The 23,693-nt window shown below is 64.2% G+C and carries 20 protein-coding genes; 11 read left to right on the plus strand and 9 right to left on the minus strand.

Translation table 11 applies throughout. The annotated features are described in order from the left end of the window. The first annotated feature begins 53 nt into the window (after positions 1–53). Positions 54–1,412 (plus strand): GlcNAc-transferase family protein, encoded by a 1,359-nt coding sequence (locus tag ABIA73_RS16620; RefSeq protein ID WP_080278284.1) that lies wholly within the window; start codon positions 54–56, stop codon positions 1,410–1,412. Between the two features lie 45 nt (positions 1,413–1,457). Here ABIA73_RS16620 and ABIA73_RS16625 read toward each other — a convergent pair whose 3' ends face one another. The 4 genes from ABIA73_RS16625 to ABIA73_RS16640 all read right to left on the minus strand — a co-directional run bounded on the left by ABIA73_RS16625 (position 1,458) and on the right by ABIA73_RS16640 (position 5,312). Beyond that, positions 1,458–2,114: a response regulator gene (locus tag ABIA73_RS16625; RefSeq protein WP_025874121.1), complete on the minus strand. Its 657-nt coding sequence runs from the start codon at positions 2,112–2,114 to the stop codon at positions 1,458–1,460. 72 nt (positions 2,115–2,186) lie between these two features. Further along, complete coding sequence (locus ABIA73_RS16630) at positions 2,187–3,242, minus strand: ABC transporter substrate-binding protein (RefSeq protein ID WP_025874120.1); 1,056 nt, start codon at positions 3,240–3,242, stop codon at positions 2,187–2,189. Next, on the minus strand, positions 3,239–4,630 hold the full coding sequence (locus ABIA73_RS16635; RefSeq protein ID WP_080149925.1) for a sensor histidine kinase: 1,392 nt from the start codon (positions 4,628–4,630) through the stop codon (positions 3,239–3,241). The genes ABIA73_RS16630 and ABIA73_RS16635 overlap by 4 nt, the downstream gene beginning before the upstream one ends. Continuing rightward, positions 4,623–5,312: a response regulator gene (locus ABIA73_RS16640; protein ID WP_354276039.1), complete on the minus strand. Its 690-nt coding sequence runs from the start codon at positions 5,310–5,312 to the stop codon at positions 4,623–4,625. Before ABIA73_RS16640 ends, ABIA73_RS16635 begins: the two co-directional genes overlap by 8 nt. A gap of 327 nt (positions 5,313–5,639) precedes the next feature. On the opposite strand from ABIA73_RS16640, the gene ABIA73_RS16645 reads away from it, so the two are divergent. The 4 genes from ABIA73_RS16645 (at position 5,640) to ABIA73_RS16660 (ending at position 11,411) form a co-directional block, all read left to right on the plus strand. Then, positions 5,640–6,776 (plus strand): OprO/OprP family phosphate-selective porin, encoded by a 1,137-nt coding sequence (locus tag ABIA73_RS16645; protein ID WP_025874117.1) that lies wholly within the window; start codon positions 5,640–5,642, stop codon positions 6,774–6,776. A gap of 75 nt (positions 6,777–6,851) precedes the next feature. Next, positions 6,852–8,180: a CitMHS family transporter gene (locus ABIA73_RS16650; protein ID WP_025874116.1), complete on the plus strand. Its 1,329-nt coding sequence runs from the start codon at positions 6,852–6,854 to the stop codon at positions 8,178–8,180. A 25-nt stretch (positions 8,181–8,205) separates the two neighbouring features. Next, positions 8,206–8,946: an acetoacetyl-CoA reductase gene (gene phbB, locus ABIA73_RS16655; protein WP_025874115.1), complete on the plus strand. Its 741-nt coding sequence runs from the start codon at positions 8,206–8,208 to the stop codon at positions 8,944–8,946. A gap of 176 nt (positions 8,947–9,122) precedes the next feature. Further along, a complete protein-coding gene (locus ABIA73_RS16660; protein WP_080278283.1) occupies positions 9,123–11,411 on the plus strand; it encodes a TonB-dependent receptor in 2,289 nt (762 codons plus the stop codon). Positions 11,412–11,936: 525 nt separating this feature from the next. On the opposite strand, the gene ABIA73_RS16665 is transcribed toward ABIA73_RS16660, so the two are convergent. Both ABIA73_RS16665 and rsgA read right to left on the minus strand, forming a co-directional pair. Next, positions 11,937–13,190, minus strand: coding sequence for a flavohemoglobin expression-modulating QEGLA motif protein (locus ABIA73_RS16665; protein ID WP_025874113.1), 1,254 nt, complete (start codon positions 13,188–13,190; stop codon positions 11,937–11,939). Positions 13,191–13,382: 192 nt separating this feature from the next. Beyond that, a complete protein-coding gene (gene rsgA, locus ABIA73_RS16670) occupies positions 13,383–14,492 on the minus strand; it encodes a ribosome small subunit-dependent GTPase A (RefSeq protein WP_502960553.1) in 1,110 nt (369 codons plus the stop codon). Between the two features lie 112 nt (positions 14,493–14,604). Between rsgA and ABIA73_RS16675 the strand changes: the two genes are divergently transcribed. The 5 genes from ABIA73_RS16675 to ABIA73_RS16695 all read left to right on the plus strand — a co-directional run bounded on the left by ABIA73_RS16675 (position 14,605) and on the right by ABIA73_RS16695 (position 19,942). Then, a complete protein-coding gene (locus ABIA73_RS16675; RefSeq protein WP_025874111.1) occupies positions 14,605–15,879 on the plus strand; it encodes a pyridoxal phosphate-dependent aminotransferase in 1,275 nt (424 codons plus the stop codon). A 3-nt stretch (positions 15,880–15,882) separates the two neighbouring features. After that, the gene (locus ABIA73_RS16680) at positions 15,883–16,500 is read left to right on the plus strand and encodes an SGNH/GDSL hydrolase family protein (RefSeq protein WP_354276041.1); all 618 of its coding nucleotides are present in this window, start codon (positions 15,883–15,885) and stop codon (positions 16,498–16,500) included. 4 nt (positions 16,501–16,504) lie between these two features. Beyond that, positions 16,505–17,218 (plus strand): class I SAM-dependent methyltransferase, encoded by a 714-nt coding sequence (locus ABIA73_RS16685; protein ID WP_100436888.1) that lies wholly within the window; start codon positions 16,505–16,507, stop codon positions 17,216–17,218. 760 nt (positions 17,219–17,978) lie between these two features. Next, on the plus strand, positions 17,979–19,091 hold the full coding sequence (locus tag ABIA73_RS16690; protein WP_354276042.1) for an MvdC/MvdD family ATP grasp protein: 1,113 nt from the start codon (positions 17,979–17,981) through the stop codon (positions 19,089–19,091). Between the two features lie 26 nt (positions 19,092–19,117). After that, positions 19,118–19,942 carry a TraB/GumN family protein gene (locus ABIA73_RS16695; protein ID WP_354276043.1) on the plus strand — a complete coding sequence of 275 codons (825 nt, stop codon included), beginning with the start codon at positions 19,118–19,120 and terminating at the stop codon, positions 19,940–19,942. Between the two features lie 398 nt (positions 19,943–20,340). Here ABIA73_RS16695 and ABIA73_RS16700 read toward each other — a convergent pair whose 3' ends face one another. Next, positions 20,341–21,147: a polysaccharide deacetylase family protein gene (locus tag ABIA73_RS16700; protein WP_354276044.1), complete on the minus strand. Its 807-nt coding sequence runs from the start codon at positions 21,145–21,147 to the stop codon at positions 20,341–20,343. 60 nt (positions 21,148–21,207) lie between these two features. Between ABIA73_RS16700 and grxD the strand changes: the two genes are divergently transcribed. Continuing rightward, on the plus strand, positions 21,208–22,134 hold the full coding sequence (gene grxD / locus ABIA73_RS16705; RefSeq protein ID WP_025874107.1) for a Grx4 family monothiol glutaredoxin: 927 nt from the start codon (positions 21,208–21,210) through the stop codon (positions 22,132–22,134). 120 nt (positions 22,135–22,254) lie between these two features. Here grxD and ABIA73_RS16710 read toward each other — a convergent pair whose 3' ends face one another. Together ABIA73_RS16710 and ABIA73_RS16715 are read right to left on the minus strand one after the other, a co-directional pair. Continuing rightward, entirely contained in the window at positions 22,255–22,794 is a 540-nt protein-coding gene (locus ABIA73_RS16710) for a DUF924 family protein (RefSeq protein WP_032975420.1), read from the minus strand. Between the two features lie 43 nt (positions 22,795–22,837). Further along, positions 22,838–23,614, minus strand: coding sequence for an AMP nucleosidase (locus ABIA73_RS16715; protein WP_025874105.1), 777 nt, complete (start codon positions 23,612–23,614; stop codon positions 22,838–22,840). Between the last annotated feature and the right edge of the window lie 79 nt (positions 23,615–23,693).

Raw genomic sequence — 23,693 nt, forward strand, 5'->3', positions numbered from 1 at the left:
CAACCAGACTGAAGCATCCCAATGCATCAGGTCGCAAAAGGCCCGCATCCCTGATGAATCTGGAAAGAACCATCTTTGTACAGATACCAAGCTATCGAGACGTTCAGTTGTTACCCACGCTGAAGGATATGATAGGAAACGCGACTTCACCATTTCTGTTGCGCATTGTCGTCTGCTGGCAACACGGAGACGAGCAGGACCTCCAGACCTTTGAAGCGAACGGATTTGAATTGACCCATACAGCAAGCGAAGAAGGCTCGACAGTCCACTTCTTACGGATGCATGGTGCAAGCATCGAGTTGATCGACATGGACTATGTTCACTCCGAGGGATGCGGATGGGCAAGAAACCTGGCCCAGCGGCGCTACCGGGGTGAGCACTACAATCTTCAGATCGACTCGCACCACCGCTTTTCAGGCGAATGGGACGTCAAGATGAAGAGCCTACTCGAGCTTCTAAGGGTACGCTCACCAAAACCGCTTCTAACAGGATATCCCCCCAGCTTCGAGCCTGACACCTATCCTTCGGGAAGGCAGGAGTACACAGCTGCAATCATCGTCGACTCCTTCTCGCCAAGCGGTGTAGTCAAATTTCGATCTGTCCGCCTCCCCTCTCCAGCTCATGGTGAGATCGCATTCAAGGCGAAATTCGTAGCCGGCGGATTCATCTTCTCCGACGGGAGCTTCACACAGGAAGTAATGAGCGACCCTGATCATTTCTTCTGCACGGAAGAGATCGCAACATCCATACGAGCGTTCACAAAGGGATATGAGTTCTACCATCCATATGTACCCCTACTGTGGCATCTGTACGACAACCATGCCCCAAAGGTCTGGGACGACCAGTCAGAGCCGCCAGCAGCCAACTCCGCCACCTCCATGACACTCGAAGATCGCTCCAGCGCGGCGCTACGAAAGACACTCGCTCTGGTCGGCCTTCTTGCGGGATCCGATATAGAAGACTTAGGAATCTTTGGACTGGGCTCACAGCGCACATTGCTTCAATATGAGCGATACGCTGGAATCAACTTTCGACTCCGAGCAGTTCGCAAGGAATCCCTTACTGTCCAAGAACCAATCAGTTTGTCTGAGACCATTGAGGAGAATGAATGGAAGCGGAGTCTCGTCTACTTCCGCGCAATGCGAGTCCACATTTTCTGCACCACTCGCTGTCCTTCCTTCCCGGCCTCGGTGCTCGTCTCTTCCTACTCGTCGGATGGCGCAAGGCAGTCCACCCGCGAGTTGTCCAAGCCCGAAATGAAAGCTCTTTCAAGAGAAGGTCAAGTCGAGTATGTCGACACACTCAGGGCACCGCTAGACCAACTGCCTGTCCGCTATGCGGTACATGTGCGCAGCGACGATACGCCGACGGACCATCAGCTTTCGATCTTCGTTGAAGAGGTCCTTCTCTGACGGCAGCAGTAGACGAAGGATTTCCGCCTGAACGCTCTGCCTTGTTCAACCATCCATCCCTGCCCGCGCATCGCCTTCCGGCTCCAGCGCCTTCACCAGCACTGCCGCCTGCGTGCGGCTGTGGCATTCGAGCTTCTTCAGGATGGCGGTCACGTGCACCTTCACCGTGTTTTCGGCCAAGCCCAGTTCATAGGCGATCTGCTTGTTGAGCAGCCCGTCGGCCAGGCACAGCAGCACCCGGAACTGCTGTGGCGTCAGCTGCGCCAGGCGGCTGGCCAGCAACGCGTCGGCCTCGGAACGCTCGGCCGCCATCGCCGGGAACCACAGGCCACCATCGAGCACCGCTGCCACCGCTTCACCGATGGTTTCGGCAGGCGCGGACTTGGGAATGAATCCGGCCGCGCCGAACTGCTGCGCGCGACGGATCACCCGCGGGTGGTCGTTGGAGGACAGGATCACCACCGGAATGTCCGGGTGCGAACCGCGCACGTGCAGCAGCGCGGAGAATCCATGTGCGCCCGGCATGGTCAGGTCCAGCAGCACCAGATCCACATCGGGCTGTGCGTCCAGCGAGGTGGCCAGTGCTTCGGCGCTGGCCACCTCGCGTACCTGCGCCAGCGGCAGACTCTGCCGCAACGACTGCACCACCGCCGAACGCAGCAGCGGATGGTCATCGGCGATCAGGATGGTGTATTCGCTCATGCGGCCATTGTACGGGCAGCGAACTGCCTCCGCCGGGCATGGCCCGGCGCTACCGGAGCACCAGTACGGGCGCTACCGCCCCGCCGGCTCCACGCTGCTGCGCCATGCATCCAGGAACTGGCGGCGCTTGAGCGCATCCAGGTAGACCAGCAGGCCGGGGCCGAGCTGGATCGGGCGACGGCTGCGGCCAGGGGCATCCCCGCCGCCTGCATCGCTGCGCACGATCGGCATCAGCCGCGCTTCCCGCGCGAGCACCTGCTGGCCGCGCGGCGACAGCAGGTAGTCCAGGAAACGCCGCGCTTCCTGCGGGTGCGCGCCGGTGCGCGGAATCACCGCCGTACGCAGCACCACCAGCGTGTAGTCTTCCGGCTCGACGATGGCCAGCGGTGCGCCCGCATCGATACGCGCCTGCGCATACGAGCCCAGCACGTTGTAGACCAGCGACAACTGGCCGCTGGCCACCTGGTCCAGCAGCACCCCGGTACGCTCCTCGCGCACCACCGCGTTGTCGCCCAGCGCACCGAGCAACGCGCCGGCGATGCTGCCGCGCTGGGCGTCCTGGGTCGCCAGCAGGTAGCCCACGCTGCTGCGTTCGATATCGTAGGTGCCGACCTTGCCGCGCAACGGCGCCCCTTCCGCGCGCAGCAGGTCCAGCAGCTGTCGACGCGTGTGCGGCGCCTTCGCGGCCGGCAGCCTGCGGGTGTTGTAGACCATCACCACCGGTTCGTAGCTGATGCCGAATGCCTCGCCACGCCATTGCGCCCACGCTGGCAGCGCCTGGGTCTGCAGCGAGCGGTGTGGCAACGCGTGGCCGTCGTTGACCAGCTTGGTCTGCAGGTCCATGCCGCTGGAGATCAGCAGGTCCGGCGACGCAGGCCCGCTGCGGTCGCGCAGGTAACGCGCGTACAGGTCCTGGGTGATGATGTCTTCGTACACCACCTCGCTGCCCGGATGCAGCCGCTGGTAGTCGGCGATGACCTCGGCGAAGACCTCGATATCGGTGGTGCCGTGGATGCGCAGCTGCGCGGTGGCGGCGCCCTGGGCGGGGAAGCGGCGTACATCGCCCGGCGCGGCGAGGACCGGCACCGCCAGCAACAGGGCAACAACAACGACGAACAGGCGGATCATGTGCTGCTCCGGGGCAGGCGGATGGTGGCGACCAGGCCACCCTGCGGTCGATTGCTGAGATCGATCTGGCCGCCATGGCTGTCGACCACCCGCTTGACGATGGCCAGGCCAAGGCCTGCACCGCCGGAGGGTGCGCCTTCGCCGCGCGCGAAACGCTCGAACACGCGTTCGGCATCGGCGGCGGCGATGCCGGTGCCGTGGTCGGCGATGGTCAGCACGGCCTGCCCGCCTTCAGCGGTCAGCGCGATCTGCAAGGGGCCATCGCCGCCGTACTTCAGCGCGTTGTCGACCAGATTCTTGATGGCTTCGCGCAGCAGCAGCGCGTCGCCATGCACCTGCACCGGCTCGGCCGTCATCGCCAGCTGCACGCGCGGGGCGGGCCCTGCCTGCGGCAGCGCTTCATGCAGGGCCTGGTGCACGGTCTCGGCCAGGTCCACGGTGGCGAAGCGCTGCAGATGTGACCGATGGATCACGCTGGCATCGCTGAGCAGCTGGTTGAGCAGCCGGCTCATGTGGGTGGCGTTGCGCTCGATCGCCTGCAGGCTGCGCCGCATGTCTTCCGGATCGTCGTCGTCCAGCGCCAGCTGTGCCTGCGCACGCAGCGCGGCCAACGGCGTGCGCATCTGGTGCGCGGCCTCGGCCATGAACGCGCGCAGGGTTTCATTGCTGCTGGACAGGCGCTCCATGAAGCGGTTCAGCGCGGCCACCATCTGGTCCATCTCGCGTGGCACGCGCGCATCGAGCGGTTTCAGGTCGGACGGCTCGCGGCGTGACAGTTCGCGCTCGACCCGCACCAGCGGCCGGAACGCGCGGTGCACGCCGAACGCCACCAGTGCCAGCAGCAATCCCGACAACACGCCGATGGCCAACAGCGCGCGGGTGACCAGTTCCTGCGCCACCGCTTCACGTGCACGCCGGGTCTGCCCCACCTGCACCTGCACCTCGCCCTGCGCGGAGGCCGCGGCAAAGCTGCGGCCGACCACGACGAAACGCACGATCTCGCCGCTGTAGGGCGCATCGAACAACTGCGGTTGCGTGCCCGGCCGCCGCGGCGACGCAGGCAGGTCACCGTAGCCGGTGATCAGGTTGCCGCGGCTGTCGGCGATCCGGTAGAACACGCGGTCTTCCGGCGCCATCGCCAGAAGGTCCAGCGCGGCATACGGAAGGTCCACCTGCCACTGGCCATCGACCAATGCCACCGAATCGGCGATCGACAGGGCCGACGACACCAGCAGATGGTCGTAGGAGCGGTTGGCGGCGCGCTGGCCGTAGTCGCGTGCAGCGAACAGCAACGCCACCGCGAACACCGCCAGCAACGCGCCCAGGTACAGCAGCAGGGTGCGCCGCAGCGACCCGGGGGCGGCACTTGCGCTGCGCGCGTCAACCATCGGCATCGGTCGGGCCGTCGCTGGCTTCAAGCAGATAGCCGACACCACGCACCGTGGTGATGCGCAGCGGCGCGCCCGCCAGCTTTCTGCGCAGGCGACCGATGTACAGCTCGATGGCATTCGGCCCGGCTTCGTCATCGAAACCGAACAGGCCATTGCCGATCTCATCCTTGCCCACCACCTGGCCCAAGCGCCCGACCAGGATCTCCAGCAAGCGATACTCGCGGTTGGGCAGCTCGATCGGCTCGCCATCCAGGGTCACCCGGTGCGCAGCGTTGTCGAACTGGAAGCCGCCAATCTGCACCACTTCGCTGGCTTGCCCGCGTGCACGTCGCAGCAGCACGCGGCAGCGCGCTTCGAATTCACGGAAGTCGAATGGCTTGCCGAGGTAGTCGTCAGCACCGACATCGAGTGCCTGCACGCGATCTTCGATGCCATCGCGTGCGGTCAGCATCAGCACCGGTGTGCTGTCACCACGCTCGCGCATGCCGGCCAGCACCCGCAGCCCATCCAGTTTTGGCAGGCCGATATCCAGCACCACCAGATCGAAACTCTGGTAACGCAGCACGCTGGCGGCGGCCAGGCCGTCGGCCTGCCAGTCCACCGCGTGACCACTGCGGCGCATGCGACGGATGATCGCATCGGCCAGGTCCGGGTTGTCTTCGACCAGCAGCAGGCGCATGGGCACAACAGTGGGAGGGGAAACGAATGCTACCGCATGGCGCCGCTGCGCTCGCCGGGCATGGCCCGGCGCTACCGATGCTGACCTGTTCCGCCGGTCATGGATCGGCGCCCCCCGGTGCATCGTCGCCGGGTAGCGCCGGGCCATGCCCGGCGAGCGCAGCGGAGACCATTTACGCTGCACCGCACAAACCGCTGACAGGACGATGACAGCTTGCGCGACACAGACTGCGGCCGCGCACCGTCCGGTGCCCACGATTGCCGCGCGCCTGGCGCGCACCTGGGAGGGTTTGTGGAATTGAGCATTGCCTGGCGGCGTCCTGCCGCCATGATGGCCCTGGCTGCGCTGGCCGCGCCGGCCTTCGCCGAAGACGAGCGTCCAGTGACCGCCACGGTGGGCGGCCGCCTGCACCTGGACTTCGCCACCTTCGACAACGACAACCGGGGTACGCCGAACAAGGACGACACCGAGATCCGCCGCGCCTGGGTTGACGTTTCCGGCAAGTTCTTCGTGGTCGACTACAAGCTGGAAGCCGATTTCTCCGGCGACCGTGTCGAGGCCAAGGACGTCTACCTGAGCCGCAGCTTCGGCGATGCCGGCCGCCTCACCGTGGGCCAGTTCAAGCAGTATTTCTCGCTGGACGACCGCACCGGTTCCAACTACGGCAGCTTCCTGGAGCGCGGCAACGCTGGCACCACGCTGGCGCCGCTGTACCGGCTGGGCGCCTCGTGGCAGGCCAATCCGGGCGATTTCACCTGGGCGGCCAGCGTGTACAGCCTGGAGAGCATCGACGCCTGGCAGGTCAAGGGCCGCGCTGCGGGTGGACGCGTTACCTGGGCGCCGTCACCCAGCGAGGGCGACGTGCTGCACCTGGGCCTGTCGCTGGCCCGCGAGGCCTACGACAACCCGGGCGGCAACGGCACCCCGGGCCTGAAGATCCGTCCGCGTCCGGCCGGCCATCTGTCCGACGAAAGCCGCCTGACCCTGGTCGACTTCTCCGCCGGCCGCGATACCGACGTCAACAAGTGGTCGCTGGAATATGCGCAGGTGCGCGGCCCGCTGTCATGGCAGGGCGAGTTCAGCGGCGCCACCTTCGATGATGGCGCCCAGCGCGGTGACGTGATGGCCGCCTACGGCATGCTCAGCTGGTTCGTTACCGGCGAAAGCCGCGCCTACGACCGCAAGACCGGCCGCTTCGCCCGGGTCAAGAACATCCGCCACAAGGCCGGTGCCTTCGAAGTGGCCCTGCGCTACGACCAGATGTGGGGCGCGCAGCACCTCGATGGTGCGCCGGACCTGCGCCGTGGCAGTACCGAAGGCTGGACGCTGGGCGGCAACTGGTACCTGCGCGACAACCTGCGCTTCATGCTCAACGTGATCGAAAGCCGCAACCGCGACCGCCTCGCTGGCACCACGGTGGATCGCACGCGCGCGGTCACCGGGCGCCTGCAGTTCGACTTCTAACGCGTTTCCCCCGGGCACGCTCGCTCGGGCCCCTTCCACGTCCCACGTCCTGTTTCCTCTAGGAGTCTGCAGATGATGCTGAGCATCCTCGGCTTTGGCATGGTCATTACGTTCATGTACTTGATCATGAGCAAACGACTGTCGCCGCTCGTTGCCCTGATCACCATTCCCATCATCTTCGCCCTGATCGGTGGCTTCGCCGCCGGCATCGACGAGATGATGCTGGAAGGCATCAAGAAGATCGCGCCGACCGGCGTGATGTTGATGTTCGCCATCCTCTACTTCGGCGTGATGATCGATGCAGGCCTGTTCGATCCGCTGGTGCGGATCATCCTGCGCTTCGTCAAGGGCGACCCGATGAAGATCGTGCTTGGCACCGCCGTGCTGGCGATGCTGATCTCGCTCGACGGCGATGGCTCGACCACCTACATGATCACCGTCTCGGCGATGCTGCCGCTGTACCAGCGGCTGGGCATGAACGCGCTGAACATGACCTGCGTGACCATTCTCGCCGGTGGCGTGATGAACCTGACCCCGTGGGGCGGCCCGACCGCGCGCGCGGCCACCGCACTGCACGTGGATCCTGCCGATGTGTTCGTGCCACTGATTCCCTCGATGGTGATCGCCTGCGCCGGCGTACTGCTGCTGGCCTGGTACCTGGGCCTGAAGGAGCGTCGTCGCCTGGGCGTGGTGACCCTGCCCAAGGGCGGCAGCTGGATGGACAACAGCGTGTCCGACGACGGCAACACGCTGCCGACCGTGGAAGACGCCGAAGACACCAAGCGCCCCAAGCTGCTGTGGGTGAACCTGGTGCTGACCCTGGCGCTGATGAGCGCGCTCATCATCGGTGTGCTGCCGATGCCGGTGCTGTTCATGATCGGCTTCGCCATCGCGCTGGTGATCAACTACCCGAACCTGGCCGAACAGCGCCGCCGCGTGGTCAGCCATGCCGGCAGCGTGCTGTCGGTGGTGGCGCTGATCTTCGCCGCAGGCATCTTCACCGGCATCCTCAACAACACCGGCATGGTCGAGGCGATGTCGCACAGCTTCCTGGCGATCATCCCAGACAGCTGGGGCCCGTACCTGGCGGTGATCACCGCCGTGGCCTCGATGCCGTTCACCTTCTTCATGTCCAACGACGCGTTCTACTTCGGCGTGCTGCCGATCCTGTCCGAGGCGGCCGGCAACTACGGCATCACCCCGGTGGAAATGGCCCGCGCGTCGCTGGCCGGGCAGCCGGTGCACCTGCTCAGCCCGCTGGTGCCTTCCACCTATCTGCTGGTGGGGCTGGCCAAGGTTGAATTCGCCGACCACCAGAAATTCACCCTGAAGTGGGCGATCGCCATTTCGCTGCTGCTGATGATCGGCGGCCTGTTGTTCGGGCTCTATCCCTTCACGGCCTGATTTCCTTACCAAGGAGCGTTCTGCAATGACTCTTCGCATCGCCTACGTCACCAGCGGGATGGGCAGTGTCGGCACTGCCATCTGCCAGAGCCTGGCCCGTTCTGGCCATACCGTGGTCGCCGGCTGCGCGCCCAACTCGCCGCGCAAGGCCAACTGGCTGCGCGAGCAGCGCGAACAGGGCTTTGATTTCATCGCCTCCGAAGGCAACGCCACCGATTGGGCGTCGACCACGGCGGCCTTCGCCAAGGTGCGTGCCGAGGTCGGCGAGGTGGACGTGCTGGTCAACAACTCCGGCGGCAGCCGCGACCTGCTGTTCCGGCAGATGACGGTGGAGGACTGGAATGCGGTGATCGCCTCCAATCTCAATTCGCTGTTCAACCTGACCAAGCAGGTGGTCGATGGCATGGCCACGCGTGGCTGGGGCCGCATCATCAACATCGGTTCGGTCAGCGCCCACAAGGGCCAGATCGGCCAGGTGAACTACGCCACGGCAAAAGCCGCGATGCACGGTTTCAGCCGCGCGCTGGCCGCTGAAGTCGCCTCGCGCGGGGTCACCGTCAACACGCTGTCGCCGGGCTACATCGCCAGCCAGGCGATCAGCAGCTTCCCACCGGACGTGCTGGATCGACTGGCCGCGTCGGTACCGGTGCGGCGCCTGGGTCGCCCGGAAGAAGTGGCCGGCCTGTGTGCCTGGCTGGCTTCGGATGAAGCCTCCTACGTGACCGGTGCCGACTATCCGGTCAACGGTGGCCTGTACATGGGCTAGTCCTCTCCACGCAGGGCGTGGGTCTGCTTCCCTCCCCCGGCAGATTCACGCCCTGCGCGGCTTCCCCCACGACGCCGTTCGTTGGTTTTCCGTAAACAAGGTTTCATGTTCCGTTCGCATAGTGGCCGTGCACCACGCCCCCGGGCCGGTGACCATCCCCCATGCAACGGACCATCATGCAGACCCGATACCTGACGATCGCCGTGGCGATCGCGCTTTCCGCCGCCAGCGCCCACGCCGCTGAAGCCACCGACGCCACCGCCGATACCGCGCTGAGCGCGCAGACGCTGGATACCGTCTCGGTCATCGGCCAGGGCGAGACCCGCCAGGTGCAGCGCATCACCACCGTCGACAAGCAGGTGCTGCCGCCGGGTACCAGCGGCCAGAAGATCCTCGACCGCCTGCCCGGCGTGTCGGTGCAGTCCAACGATGCATTCGGTGCCAATGAGGAATCGCAGACCATCAGCCTGCGTGGCTTCGACAAGAGCCGCCTGGGTTACACGCTGGACGGCATCCCGCTGGGCGACAACAGCTACGGCAACTACAACGGCCTGAGCATCGCCCGTGCACTGATCGCCGAGAACCTGGCCGGCGCCGAGCTGTCGCAGGGCATCGGCTCGCTGGGCGTGGCCTCGACCAGCAACCTTGGCGGCACCATCCAGTACTTCTCGATGGACCCGTCCACCGAATTCGGCGGCCGCGCCAGCATCACCGTCGGCGATGACAACCAGCGCCGCGGCTACCTGCGGGTGGACACCGGCGACATCAACGGCTTCTCGGCCTACGTGTCCGGCGTGCACCAGGACCAGGACATGTGGGCCGCGCCGTACCAGAACCAGACCACCCGCCAGTTCAATGCCAAGGCGGTATGGAACGTCGGCGACAACCGCTTCGGTGCCTTCGTCGCCACCTCGCGCGCCAGCCAGGCCAACTATGCCTACCTCTCCAAGGACATGCTGGCGCGCGGCCTGGGTTATGACTGGAACATCTATGCACCGGACTGGGATCGCGCCGTCGCGGCTGCATACTGCGCACCGGGCACCTACAACAAGGCACGCTGTGCATTCAGCGGCGGCGTCAACAGCATCGACGATGCGTACTACCAGAGCCGTGCGCTGCGCGATGACAACCTGTACTCGATCGACGCCGACATCCGCCTGGGTGAACAGGGCCGCCTGAAAGTGCTGGGCTACCACCACGAAAACCGTGGCCAGGGCCACTGGTGGGCACCGGGCCAGCCGTCCTACCCGGGCACCGACAGGATGCTGCCGATCTCGATCCGCAGCACCAACTACACCATCAACCGCGATGGCGTGACCGCTGCGCTGTCGTGGACGCTGGGCATCCACGAACTGGAAGCCGGCGTGTGGTACGAGCAGAACGACCATAACGTCTCGCGCAACTTCTACTACATCAGCGGCCCGTTCCTGGACGACCTGTACCTGCAGAATCCGGACCGTCGCCTGTTCAACCAGGACTTCGACATCCGTACCCGCCAGTTCTATGTGCAGGACCGCATGCGCTTCCTCGACCAGCGCCTGACCGTGGACGTGGGCATCAAGAGCCCCAACACGCGCATGACTGCCAAGGCCCAGCCGGGCGTGGAAACCAGCATCGCCTCGGGTACGCTGACCGCCAAGGAATCGGTGCTGCCGCAGCTGGGCGTGGGCTTCAAGCTCAACGCCAACAATGAAGTGTTCGCCTCGTACGCCGAGAACATCGCAGCCTTCGTCGGCGGCGGCAGCGGTGGTCCGCTGCAGGTGTCGCCGGAATCGTTCGCGGCCAGCGCCGGCCTGGAGCCGGAGAAGTCCAAGAGCCTGGAAGCTGGTTTCCGTACCTTCGGCGAGAAATACCAGGCGTCGATCGCGGCCTACAACGTGAAGTTCGACAACCGTCTGCTGTCGTTGAACCCGTGCTCGAGCATCGAGGTAGGCACGCGTCCGGAGTGCGTGACGCGCTTCATCAACGTCGGTTCGGTGAAGAGCCATGGCGCAGAGCTGACCTTCATCCTCAAGCCGGTCGATGGCCTGCAGTGGTACAACGCGCTGTCCTGGAACAAGACCACCTACGAGGATGACTACACCTCCGGCGGTGCGATCGTACCGGTGGCCGGCAAGATCACCGTGGATACGCCGCAGCGCATGGCGTCCACCGAGATCAGCTGGAACCGCGATGGCTTCTTCGCCAGCCTGCGCGCCAAGTACACCGGCAAGCGGTACTACACCTACACCAACGACCAGTCGGTGCCGGGCGTGACCACCTTCGATGCCGGCGCCGGCTACGACTTCGGCCCGGGCATGGGCCTGCGCAACGTGCGGGTGTCGTTGAACGCGACCAACCTGACCAACAAGCGCTATGCGGGCCAGCTGAGTTCGTTCGCACCGACCGATCCGAAGGGCACGCGGTATGCAATCCATGCGAGTGCGCCGCGGCAGATCTTCATGACGGTGGCGGCGGAGTTCTAAGTCGAAAGCGGGCGCTGCGGCGCATTGATTGTTCCTGCATGGCGCGGGCAGGCAGGCCCATGCAGGACACGCCGTAAACCCGTCCATGGGGGCTCGATGGCGCCTTGCTCGCGTGCGCTGTCCTGCACACACGGCAAGACCGGGGTTGGGCGTCCTGCCCAACCCGCCAGTCGCATGCGACTGGCCCATGGCGCCAACGGTCCTGCATGGGCCTGCCTACCCGCGCTGGACAGTTCCCCGCGCCGGCGCGGAGGCAATGGAAAGCAAGAGCAAAAGCAAAAGCAAAGAGCCGGGCAGTGCCCGGCTCTTTGCTTTTCAAGCGCAATCCCTTCGGCGCGGTGATGTGCTGCCGCCCGCGCGGGAAACTGTCTGGCGGCGGTGGGGCACCCTGGCCAGGACCGTGAGGCGCATGGATGCGCCGATCGAGCCCCCATGGATGGGTTTACGGCGTGTCCTGGCCAGGGTGCCCCACCGCCGCCAACCGATATCAATCGAGGCGCCAGCGCATCATCCCGCCAACGCATTTCATTCCGGCGCCAGCTGGTCCATCCGGATGCGGTTGGCGAACAGCGAGAACGCCAGCATGCCAGCCAGGCCGTTGGCCCGGCTCATCCAGTGCGGCAGCCAGCGCGGGGGCTTCAGCACGCCCGATTCGAACAGCGGAGCGAACGCAATCGCATCGGTCAGGCTCATCTTGCCGGCGAACAACCAGCGGCAGACCTGCAGGCGATCCTCGGCCAGCATATGGCGGAAGAAGGTATGCACCGACACCAGACCGCGCAGGTACACCGTGTCCTTGGTGAAGGCCAGGCCGCCACTCGGCGGCACACCGCGGAATACCCGCTGAGCCGAGGCGAAGCTCTCTTCCGGGTTCTGCCCGGCATCGCAGAAGTAGCGGAACACCTCGATGAAGTCCGCACCTTCGCGCGCCATCGCGATCGCCTCGGTTCGCAGGCTGATGCGCTTCAGGCGCTCGATGTCGATGCTGCCGGTGATCTGCTCGGCAAACGTCGCCAGTCCTTCCTGGGTGGCCGTCACCCGTGGCGAGGACAGCGCCAAGCTCGGCAGCACCGGCTGCGCGCGACCGTTCAACGCCGTCAACGAATGCACCAGCGCTTCGTGGTGGAACAGCTGCGCGCGGTCGTAGGCGCTGAAACGCGCGCTGGTGCGCAGGCGGATGCGGGTCGGTCCGGCAGCCGCCTTCGAGACCAGCTCCGGGTCCAGCTGCACCTGGATGATGCGTGATTCAAAGAACGCATCGAGATCATTCTGCAGCTGCAGCTGCAGGGCGATCGCCGAAACCGGCACCTGCTCTTCCGGTGCCAGCAGTTCGTGATCCAGTTCGGCAGCAATCTGGATGAAGTGGCGCGCCGCATCGCGCGTGCTCGGTCCGTTGCCCGGCAACGGCTGCTCGGGCGAACCGAACAACTGCATCGAACAGGCATCGACGGCCGCGGTGCCGAGGCCTTCCAGCAGCTGCGCTGCCAGATCCCAGCTCTGCGCGGACTGCCGCACGTAATGGCCCAGCGGATGGCTGTCGTCACACTCGGCAGCGAGCGCGGCCAGCGCGCGACGCTCGTCGCTGAAGTCCAGCTTCGGGTAGTCGACCACCGGCAGCGTCGGCTGGCCACGGGCCACGCTGTCCAGGAAGGGTGCCTGCAGTGTCGCCGGCCAGCTGGTCAGGCCCAGCAGGCGGATGCCTCCTACGGCCTCGACCAGGCGCGCATCGAGCGCTGCATGGTGGGCCACGTCACGGTCCAGCGTCGCGGTCGGTTCCATGGGCGGACTATAACGCCCTGCCCGCGCGTTGGTAGGTGCCAACCTTGGTTGGCATCCGCCGACGGCGGGCTTCGGACACCTCCGTGCCAACCAAGGTTGGCACCCACCAAGAGCGGGCAGAGGCCGGCTTCGGGCGCCTCCGTGCCAACCAAGGTTGGCACCTACCGGAAGCGGGTTTCCGGCACCGCGGGGTCAACGCCGGCGCGGTTTGCCCGCCGGGCGGAACTGCTGGCTCTTGCCCTTCCTGCCACCGCGTTCCTGCGCGGTCTCGGCCTGGCGCACGGCCAGCTTGGCGGCGGCGGCGGCCACTTCTTCCTTCAACTTGAAGTAGTTCAGCAGCCGGCTCTCTTCGATCTCGCCGGCATCGATCGCCGCACGCACGGCACAGCCGGGTTCCTGCTGGTGCATGCAGTCGCGGAAGCGGCACTGCGCGGCCAGCGCTTCGATGTCGGCGAAACCGCCTTCGGCCAGCGTTTCTTCGCCGGTCGGCTTCAGTTCGCGCATGCCCGGCGTATCGATCAGGCAGGCGCCCATCGGCAGTGGCATCAGTGCGCGGTGGGTGGTGGTATGGCGGCCGCGCGAATCGTTGGCGCGCACCGTATTGGTCTTCATCCGCTGCTCGCCCAACAGCGTGTTGGTCAGCGTCGACTTGCCCGCACCGGAAGAACCCACCAGCACCACCGTGCGGCCGGGGCCCAGCCACGGCTCCAGCACTGCAACACTGTCGGCATCCAGGCCATTGATCGCGTGCAGGGCGATGCCCTGCATCTCCAGTTCTTCCAGTACCGCCAGCGCATCTTCGCTGTACTCGGTCTGGTCGGCCTTGGTCAGCACCACCACCGGTTCGGCACCGCCACCGCCCGCCAGCAGCAGGTAGCGCTCAATACGGCGCGGATTGAAGTCCGCATCCAGGCCACAGACGATGAAGACGGTATCGATGTTGGCGGCGATCACCTGCTGGTGGTAATGCTCACCGGCAGCGCCACGCTTGATGGCGGTACGTCGCGGCAACAGGGCAACGATGCGGATGCCATCCAGCAGCACCCAGTCGCCCACCGCCGGCCGTTCGTGGCTGGGGAAGCGCGGGCGCTGCCACTCCGGCAGCGATTCGGCCTTGATCGATGCCTCCGGGCCATCAGCCACCACATAGTGGGTGCGATGCTGCTCGATCACCCGCGCCGGGTGGGCCTGCGGGTGTGCGGCCATCACAGCCTGCCAGTCGGCCTGCTGCGGCGGGCCCGGCCAGGGCCAGCCAATGGTCTGCAGAGCGGTGAAATCGGGGGTCTGGGTCATCGCCGCCATTCTACCTGTGTGGTGCCGCCCAGCCCAATGTTGGCGGGCCCTGCGGCCCTTGCCATGCGCTGCAGCAATTCCGCTACCATGGAAGCCCCATGCCTTTTGCGGCCCACCGCCCATGTCCACTCCCTCGCCCAAACCCCTGGTCATCCGCGAGCGCCTTTCCGAAGTGCGCTACGAAATCCGCGGAGAACTGGCACGGCGAGCCCGGGAGCTGGAAGCGCAGGGCCACAAGCTGATCAAGCTCAACATCGGCAATCCCGGCGCTTTCGGCTTTCGTGCACCGGAACACCTGCAGCGCGCGATCGCCGATGACATGGGCCGCACCGATCCGTATACCCACCAGCAGGGCCTGCCGGTCGCCCGCGAGGCCATCGCCGCCGCCTACGCCCGCCGTGGCGCACCGGATGCCCATCCGGACCGCGTGTTCGTCGGCAACGGTGTCAGCGAGCTGATCGACCTGTCACTGCGTGCGCTGCTCAACCCGGGCGATGAAGTGCTGGTGCCCTCGCCGGACTACCCGCTGTGGTCGGCCTCGACCATCCTCAACGACGGCCGCCCGGTGTATTACCGCTGCGCCGCCGAGAACGGCTTCCAGCCGGACCCGAGCGAGATCGAGACGCTGGTGTCCTCGCGCACCCGCGCCATCGTGCTGATCAATCCGAACAACCCCAGCGGTGCCAGCTACCCGCGTGAGCTGCTGGAGCAGGTGGTGGAGATCGCGCGCCGCCACAACCTGCTGCTGCTGGTCGATGAGATCTACGACCAGATCCTGTACGACGACGCGGTGTTCCAGCCGGTCGCACCGCTGGCCGGTGACCATCCCTGCCTGACCTTCGGCGGCCTGAGCAAGGTGCACCGCGCCTGCGGCTGGCGGGTGGGCTGGGCACACCTCAGCGGCGACGACGCGCGGCTGGGCGACTTCCGCGCCGCGCTGGACCTGCTGGGCGCACTGCGCCTGTGCGCCAACGTGCCGGGCCAGTACGCCATCGACGCCGCAGTGAACGGTCCGGACACCATTTCGGAGCTGTGCGCACCGGGTGGCCGCCTGTATGAAACCCGTCGTGCGGTGATCGAAGCCTGCGAGGCCAGCGAGCACCTGTCGCTGGTTGCCCCCGCCGGCGCGCTGTATGCGTTCCCGGCCGTGGTCGGTGCCGCTGCCAAGGGCTTCGACGATCATAATTTCGCGCTCGACCTGATGAACAACGACGGCGTACTGGTGGTGCCGGGCTCGAGCTTCAACGTGCCTTACCGCCATCACTTCCGCGTGACCCTGCTGCCGGAGGCGTCGGTGATGCGCGACGTGTTCGCCCGTATCGACCGCGCCCTCGCCCGCCGTGCCGAAGACGCCACCAAGGTGGTGCCGCTGAAGCCCCGCCGGTCGGTGGCTTGATCGATGGGCTCGTCGTATCTGGCCCTGGGCGATTCCTACACCATCGGTGAAGCGGTCGCGGTCGACGGCCGCTGGCCGCATCAGCTCGCCGCCGCCCTGCGCGCGCAGGGCATCGCGCTGGGCGACCCGCAGACCATCGCCACCACCGGCTGGACCACCGACGAGCTCGATGCCGGCATCAACGACGTTGCGCCGCAAGGGCCGTTCGACTTCGTCAGCCTGCTGATCGGCGTCAACAACCAGTATCGCGGGCGTCCGCTGGACGAGTACCAGGTGCAGTTCCAGGCCCTGCTGCAGCGCGCGATTGGTTTTGCCGGCGGCCGTGCGGACCGGGTCCTGGTGCTGTCCTTCCCGGATTGGGGCACCACGCCGTACGGTGCAGGCAGCGGTCGCGACCTGGGCCAGATCGAACTGGAAACCGACGAGTTCAACGCTGCCGCCGAGGTGATCAGCACCCAGCAGGGCGTGGCCTTCGTCGACATCACCGATATCAGCCGCGACACCGGCGCTGACCCGGCGATGATCGCCGAGGATGGCCTGCACCCGTCCGCACGGATGTACGCGCTGTGGAGCGCGCGTGCGCTGCCGGTGGCCGCACACCTGCTGGGCAGGACGGACTGAGACGATGGACGGCACGCCACGGAACGGCACGCCCCTGCCCTGTTCGCCACTGGATGCCGGGCAGGCGCGCCTGATCGCCGAGTCCTTCCGGCCGATGCAGGCCTGGGGCAGCCGCCGCGATTACTACTACACGCGCGGCAAGCTGGGCAGCGACCCGCTGTATGACGGCGTACTGCAGCACCTTCCCGACGACGGCCAGCCGGTGCTCGATCTGGGCTGCGGGCTGGGCCTGTTCGCGCATGTGCTGCGCCAGCGCGGCCGCCAGCAGCGGTATCTCGGGGTCGACGTGGACAGCGACAAGATCGCCCGTGCGCAGCGCGCCGGCAGCGGCCTGGCCGACGTACGGTTCGACTGTCTGGATGTGCAGGCGCCATTGCCGGTGCATGGTGGGCATGTGCTGCTGCTGGATGTGCTGCAGTACCTGGACGAAGCGCCGCAACTGGAGCTGCTGCGCGCGGTGAGCGCGCGGGTCGCGCCCGGTGGCCGCCTGCTGCTGCGCACGCCACTGGCGACCGGCGACCGCCGCGACCGCACCACGCGGGTGGCTGACCGCCTGGCCTGGCTGGTCGGCTGGATGGGCACGCGACCGCGTCACTACCCGGATCCGCAGCGGCTGCAGGCCACGCTGGCGGCTGCCGGCATGCAGGTGGCTCCGTTGCGTCCGCTGCATGGGCGCACGCCGTTCAACAGCTGGTTGCTGGTGGCCGAGCGCTTATAGAGACGCTCTGACGCGGCGACCCGCGTAAGCGAGTCGCAAATGACCGCAAGCCGGAACAGAAAAATCCCTTAGGCCCGGCTGAAAGCGACGAACTGAATTCATCCACACATTCACGATCTCTTGAGTTGCCCTCTGGCGGGGCCGGCGCTTCGTGCTTCCTGGATTGTTTCAAGCAGCGAAGATAAAGCCGCAATGAAGTCAGAGGCGCCATGACTGACACCATCAACTTTTTCTTCGAAAGCCAGCAATTCTGCGGAGTTGGAGGAACGCCAGGCGCCTCACTGCTCCCTTCCACATAATCTCTCAGATACAGCCCTATCTGCATGGGTAGGGAGAGGCCGTGACAGTTCGGTCTGCGGACGACAATTCACGCCCCGCTCTGCGCACCTATCGCAACTCAATGCACAAATCAACAGTCTCGCCATCCAATTGACGGTCCACGCACCAACTGGCAAAAAAATTGCCCAATGTGGGCTATCAAAAGGACATAAAGCAGATGACTACTCCGGAAAACGTGAGGGTGCTGGGACGACAGGTGGCGCGCGAGGTGACCCGAGAGGAAATTGACATGGTGTCCGGCGGGAGAAACACCAACTGCAATACGTCCATGCAGTGCATTCAGAACGATGACTTCATTGACATCCCACCGACGTTCGGCTAATTCCACCATTTATTAACCGGAAAGAGGCGGAAAAACAATTCCGTCTCTTTCTGAAATTCTGGTGAATGTATCGAAGCCAATTCCACGGAATATCAAACCATGACAATCCTGATTGTCGGATTCAAGGAAGACATCCACGGAGACGCGGTCTCATGGGCGCTTAATCATCAAAAGATTCCTCACCATCTCATTCACTTCTCGAATTTTCCAACACAGCAACCCATAACTATTTCGATATCGAAGGCGGATGATCTTGCTCAATCCATAGTGTTCGGGGAAATAGACGCCGCCGAAGAAAACACTATTAACCTGAGGAATGCCACCGCCACATGGCTAAGAAGACCCAATACATCCGTCTTCGAGCTAAGCGGCGTCCATTCCGGCAACCTGCACTACGTGGCCGGTGAGTGCCGGTCGTTCTGCGCCGGCCTCATTGCCAACCTCCCAGAAAGCTGCAAATGGATAAACCCTCTGCCCGCTCACTACGTTGCCGGAAGCAAGGCCCGTCAACTGAATTTGGCCGCGGCTTCGGGTCTCAAAATCCCTACGACCCTGATGAGCAACAGCGCTCGCGAAATCCGAAAGTTTGTCTCCAGGCAGAAGGGCGGAACAGTGTACAAACCACTTCATCCCGGATTTTGGAATGAGTCCAATCGGTCACTTGTCCAATACACTACCCCCGTGACCGACGAGATGCTAGAAAACAGCGGAGCACTGGAGCTATGCCCGGGAATATATCAAGAAGAAATTCAAAAAAAATATGAAATTCGAGCAAATTTCCTTGGATCAAAAATTGTTTCGGCAAAGATAGAATCGCAGGCTCAAGAAAACACAAAATCCGATTGGCGCGTTGACCTGCCAAACAAAGTCTCCATCGAGCCATATGAAATTCCCGGGGAGATCGCGGACAAAATCGAATGCCTCATGAAGAAAATGAATCTTCGCTTTGGATGCATTGATCTTGTAAGAGACGAGGATGGAGATTATGTGTTTCTTGAAGTTAACGAGCAGGGGCAATTCCTCTGGATCGAGGAGAGATGCCTGGAGATAGCGATTCTCGGAGAGTTCTGCGACTTCCCATGTCGCGAATGCGGAATAACCTTAACTCCTGAGCAGTGGCCCAATCTTTCCGATTATCTAGCCTCGGAGAGATTCAGCACGACACACAAAATGTCGCTCGAACTAGAAATAAATCAGGCTCGCGCGTTGTGAAATCGAGAGCTACAGCTGCGACCATGATGGCAGTGGCGACATTCATCTCCACATTCGCAATAATATATTTATTGTTTTTCCACAACCAAGAAGACCCGGCCAACGAAAATTGTGAAGCCGTTCCAGCCGCATGGAATAGTATGCCGAGAATCATTATTTTCGGAGAAATTCATGGAACAAATGAAGCGCCGCGTTTTGTTGCGGAGCTTGTGTGCAACATTGCCAGAAGCGCACCAGTTACGGTTGGCATCGAACACCCGCCAAGCGAACAGTCAACGCTTGATGATTTCATGAAAGCCAAGACCCAAAAGGAGAAAAACGAAGTAATTTCTTCTTCCCCATTCTGGAACCGTGATTTCCAAGACGGAAAGACTAGTTCTGCGATGCTACAGATGCTGGAGAGGATTAAACAACTAAAGCATACTGGCGCGAAAATTTACATTCGGGCGATAGGGGGTGAGGGACCTGGTCAAACCGACGAAATTTTTAGAAACATCATGAGTTCAGAGCAAGAATCAGGCACCAAGATCGTAGCACTAGTTGGAAACGGGCACGCAAGAAAGATCCACATGCAGGCCGAGGCATCCGATAGAAGCAAAACTTCTCCCATCGACCTCAAGGTCATCGAAATAGAATACTCGAGCGGCAGTGCATGGACATGCGCGCCAACATGCCAAATCCAGAGATTTGGCCAAGATAATCTCGGCGAGAAAGAAATATCGCTGAAAGTGCGGGCCTCGCCTGCACACGCAGCTGGGCATCCTGACTGGATCTATCTTGGTCGGTCACATGCATCCCCCCCCGGAGTACCTCAGGGCCCGAACGATAACAGCCAAGCGAATGAGCTATGAATCAGCTGAATAAGGACGCACGTCCCGATATGTCAGCCGAAGGTGGTGCGCAGCTTTTTCGTAAAGAAGCAGTATCTGCAACACGAAGAGATTCGTATGGATGTGTCAGTCCCCGTTACCTAGGCTGGGCTGGCAAACAGCGGCCTTTTCATTCCTAGCAGTTTGCGCCGTCATTGCCGCGATATTATTTGGAAATGTAGAGCAGAAGGCGCGCGTACATGGGCACATGATTCCGGCCTCGGGGCTAAATTCCACACTATCACCCGCATCCGGAACAATTACTTTCGCCAGGCCGTTTCCTGAGGTCAATGAGCGGGGTAATCGGTGCATGCCCGGCACACTGCAATGCACTGGTTCTGCCGTTGAGCATGTCCCCGCAGTTGCCCTACTGCATGCGCTTAGACGTGATCTCGAGGGGAGGCTGAATTACTGCAGGGCAACCCCGCCTTCAGGCCGCGCTCGTCCAGCACCTGCAGCACCCGTTCGATGATGGCCAGGTTGTGGCCATGTGCGGCACCTTCATGCAGCAGCACGATCGCGCCCGGGCGCAGGTCCGGGAGCAGACGCGCCAGCACGCCATCCGGGGTGCAGCCGACACCGTCGTAACCGCGGGCGCTCCAGCCCACGCGCACCAGGCCCAGCTTGCGCAGTACCGGCGCCACGAACGGGTTGGTCATGCCCACCACCGAGCGGTACCAGCGCACCGGTCGCCCACTCACCGCCTGCAGCGCTTGCTGGCAGCCCTCGATCTCCGCCGCCATCGTGCCCGGGCCCAGCCGCCAGAAGCGCGCCTGCGGATGGCTGTGGCTGTGGTTGCCGAGGTCGTGTCCGCGACGCAGGATCTCCTCCACCAAGGCCGGATGCGCCAATACGCGCTCGCCGACCAGGAAAAAGGTCGCCTTCGCCTGGTGCCGGTCCAGCAGATCCAGCACCGCCGGGGTCTGTTCACTGGGGCCGTCGTCGATGGTCAGCCAGACGCTGTTGCCAGCCTCGGGCAACCGGCTCAGCACCGGCGCGTAGAAGCGGCTGTTGGGCAGGAACACCGGCACCATGAACAACGCGTGGCTTGCCACCATCAGGGCCAGGCCCCAGTGCCAGCCCGCCAGCACCCAGACCAGGATCACGGCCAGCTGCGACAGCACCAGCCAGGGCACCCAGCGCCAGGGCCGGGTCGGGATGCGATGCAATGTTCCTGCGTTGGTCATGCCCCATGATGCCATGGGGGGTAGAATTGATGATTCGAATTTTTCGGACCCATGACTGCCATGTCCCTTGATCCCGCCCTGCGTTCGCGCATCGAAACCATCCTCAACGACAACCGCGTCGTGCTGTTCATGAAGGGCCAGCCGTCGATGCCGCAGTGCGGCTTCTCGGCCAAGGCCGTGGGTGCCCTGCAGGACCTGGGCGTGGAGTTCGCCCACGTCAACGTGCTGGCTGACGCGGAGATCCGTGAAGGCATCAAGGCCTATGGCGACTGGCCGACCATCCCGCAGCTGTACATCGACGGCGAACTGGTCGGCGGCAGCGACATCGTGCTGCAGATGGCCGCCAGCGGTGAGCTGAGCAGCGTGCTGGGCCTGGCTGCACCGGACCGCACCCCGCCGCGCATCACCGTCACCCCGGCCGCGGTGGAAATGCTGAAGGGCGCGCTGGCCGATTCGCCGGGTGCGTCGCTGCAGCTGGGCATCGATGCCCGCTTCCAGCCGAACTTCCAGCTGGCCCCGTACGATGAAGGCGCGATCGCCGCCGAGTCCAACGGCCTGCGCGTGCAGTTCGACCTGGCCAGCGCCCGCCGCGCCGATGGCATCACCATCGACTGGGTCGACGACATCCGTGGCAAGGGCCTGGCGATCGACAACCCGAACGCGCCCAAGCCGGTGCAGGAAATCAGCGTGCGTGATGCCGACGACCTGGTGCGTGCCGGCAACGTGATGCTGGTGGACGTGCGCCCGGCCGAAGAACGCGCCATCGCCGCTGTCGGCGTGCCGTTCAAGAGCTTCGATGGCAATGGCCGCGCCGAGCTGGAAGCCCTGCCCAAGGACACCGCCCTGGCCTTCCTGTGCCACCACGGTGGCCGCAGCGCGCAGGCAGCAGAGCAGTTCCGTGCGCTGGGCTTCAGCAAGGTGTTCAACGTCACCGGCGGCATCGATGCCTGGTCGGACGAAGTGGACAACGGCGTACCGAAGTACTGATCGGCTGCGCTTGATGCACAGGAAAAACGCCGGCGAAAGCCGGCGTTTTTTGTTGAGCCCATCCACGCATGGCGTGGATCTACTCCTTCCGTGCCCCAAGCGCGGGGGCTGACGTTCCGGTTACCCGGCGAACCCGCCTTCGGCCAGGTAATCCAGTTCTTCCGGCGACGGAATGCGGCCAAGCACCGCATTGCGGTGCGGGAACCGGCCGAAGCGGCGGATGATGTCGCGGTGCAGTTCGGCGTACTGCAGGTATTCCTTGTCACCCAGCACGTCGAACATCGCGACCGAGCGGTCCTGGTCCAGCGGATCTTCGGAGTGCTCGAACGGCAGGTAGATGAAGGCGCGCAGCTTGGGGACCAGCTGCAGGTCCAGCCCCTCCTCGATCGCGCGCGTGGCGTAGTGCCGTGCCAGGCCATCGGTGGCATAGGAATGGGCCGTGCCGCGGAAGCAGTTGCGCGGGAACTGGTCCAGCAGCAGCATCAGCGCCAGCGCGCCCTCGGCGCTGCCCAGCCAGTGCTCGCGCGCGCGCGATGCGGCAGCGTGGTGTTCGTCCGCGAACAGCGTACGGAACCGCGCGTCGAACGCATCATCGCGGGCGAACCACTTTTCAGGGCCCGCGTCCTTCCAGAATTCCACCACTTGCGCGGCAACGTCCATCACCTACTCCCCAGGGCCGGCGCGCCGCGCCAGGCCATCATCATCATTCGTCGAAGCGCAGGTGGCGGACCGACTTGCCGTTGCGCCGGATAAGCTTAAGCGCCTCGATGCCGATCTGGATATGGTTTTCCACGAACTGCGAGCTGACCTTGGCGTCGGACGCCTCGGTTTTCACCCCGTCCGGGATCATCGGCTGGTCTGAAACCAGCAGCAGGGCCCCGCTGGGAATGTGGTTGGCGAAGCCGGCAGCGAAGATCGTCGCGGTTTCCATGTCGATGGCCATGCAGCGCATCGCCCGCAGCCGCTCCTTGAAGGCCTCGTCGTGCTCCCAGACCCGGCGGTTGGTGGTGTAGACGGTGCCGGTCCAGTAATCATGGCCGAGGTCGCGGATCATGGTCGAAACCGCACGCTGCAGGGCGAAGGCCGGCAAGGCCGGCACTTCCGGCGGCAGGTAGTCGCCCGAGGTCCCCTCGCCGCGGATGGCCGCGATCGGCAGCACCAGGTCGCCCAGCTCGTTCTTGCGTTTCAGCCCGCCGCACTTGCCCAGGAACAGCACGGCCTTGGGCATCACCGCCGACAGCAGATCCATGATGATCGCGGCATTGGGGCTGCCCATGCCGAAGTTGATCATGGTGATGCCGTCGATGGTGGCGCTGGCCATCGGCCGGTCCAGGCCGATCACCGGCGCCCCGGTCAGCGCGGAGAACGTATGCAGGTAGCCCCCGAAGTTGGTCAGCAGGATGTGCTGGCCGAACTGGTCCAGAGGCACGCCGGTATAGCGCGGAAGCCAGTTGTCGACGATGTCCTGCTTGCTCTTCATGGGCGCTCCGGTACGGCGTGGGGCCGATATTGTAGGCCCCCGCCCGCCCCCGCCATACATGCGGCTGCGGCAACGAAGA

The organism is Stenotrophomonas sp. 2694 (assembly GCF_040548715.1).
GTDB classification, from domain to species: Bacteria; Pseudomonadota; Gammaproteobacteria; order Xanthomonadales; family Xanthomonadaceae; genus Stenotrophomonas; species Stenotrophomonas indicatrix.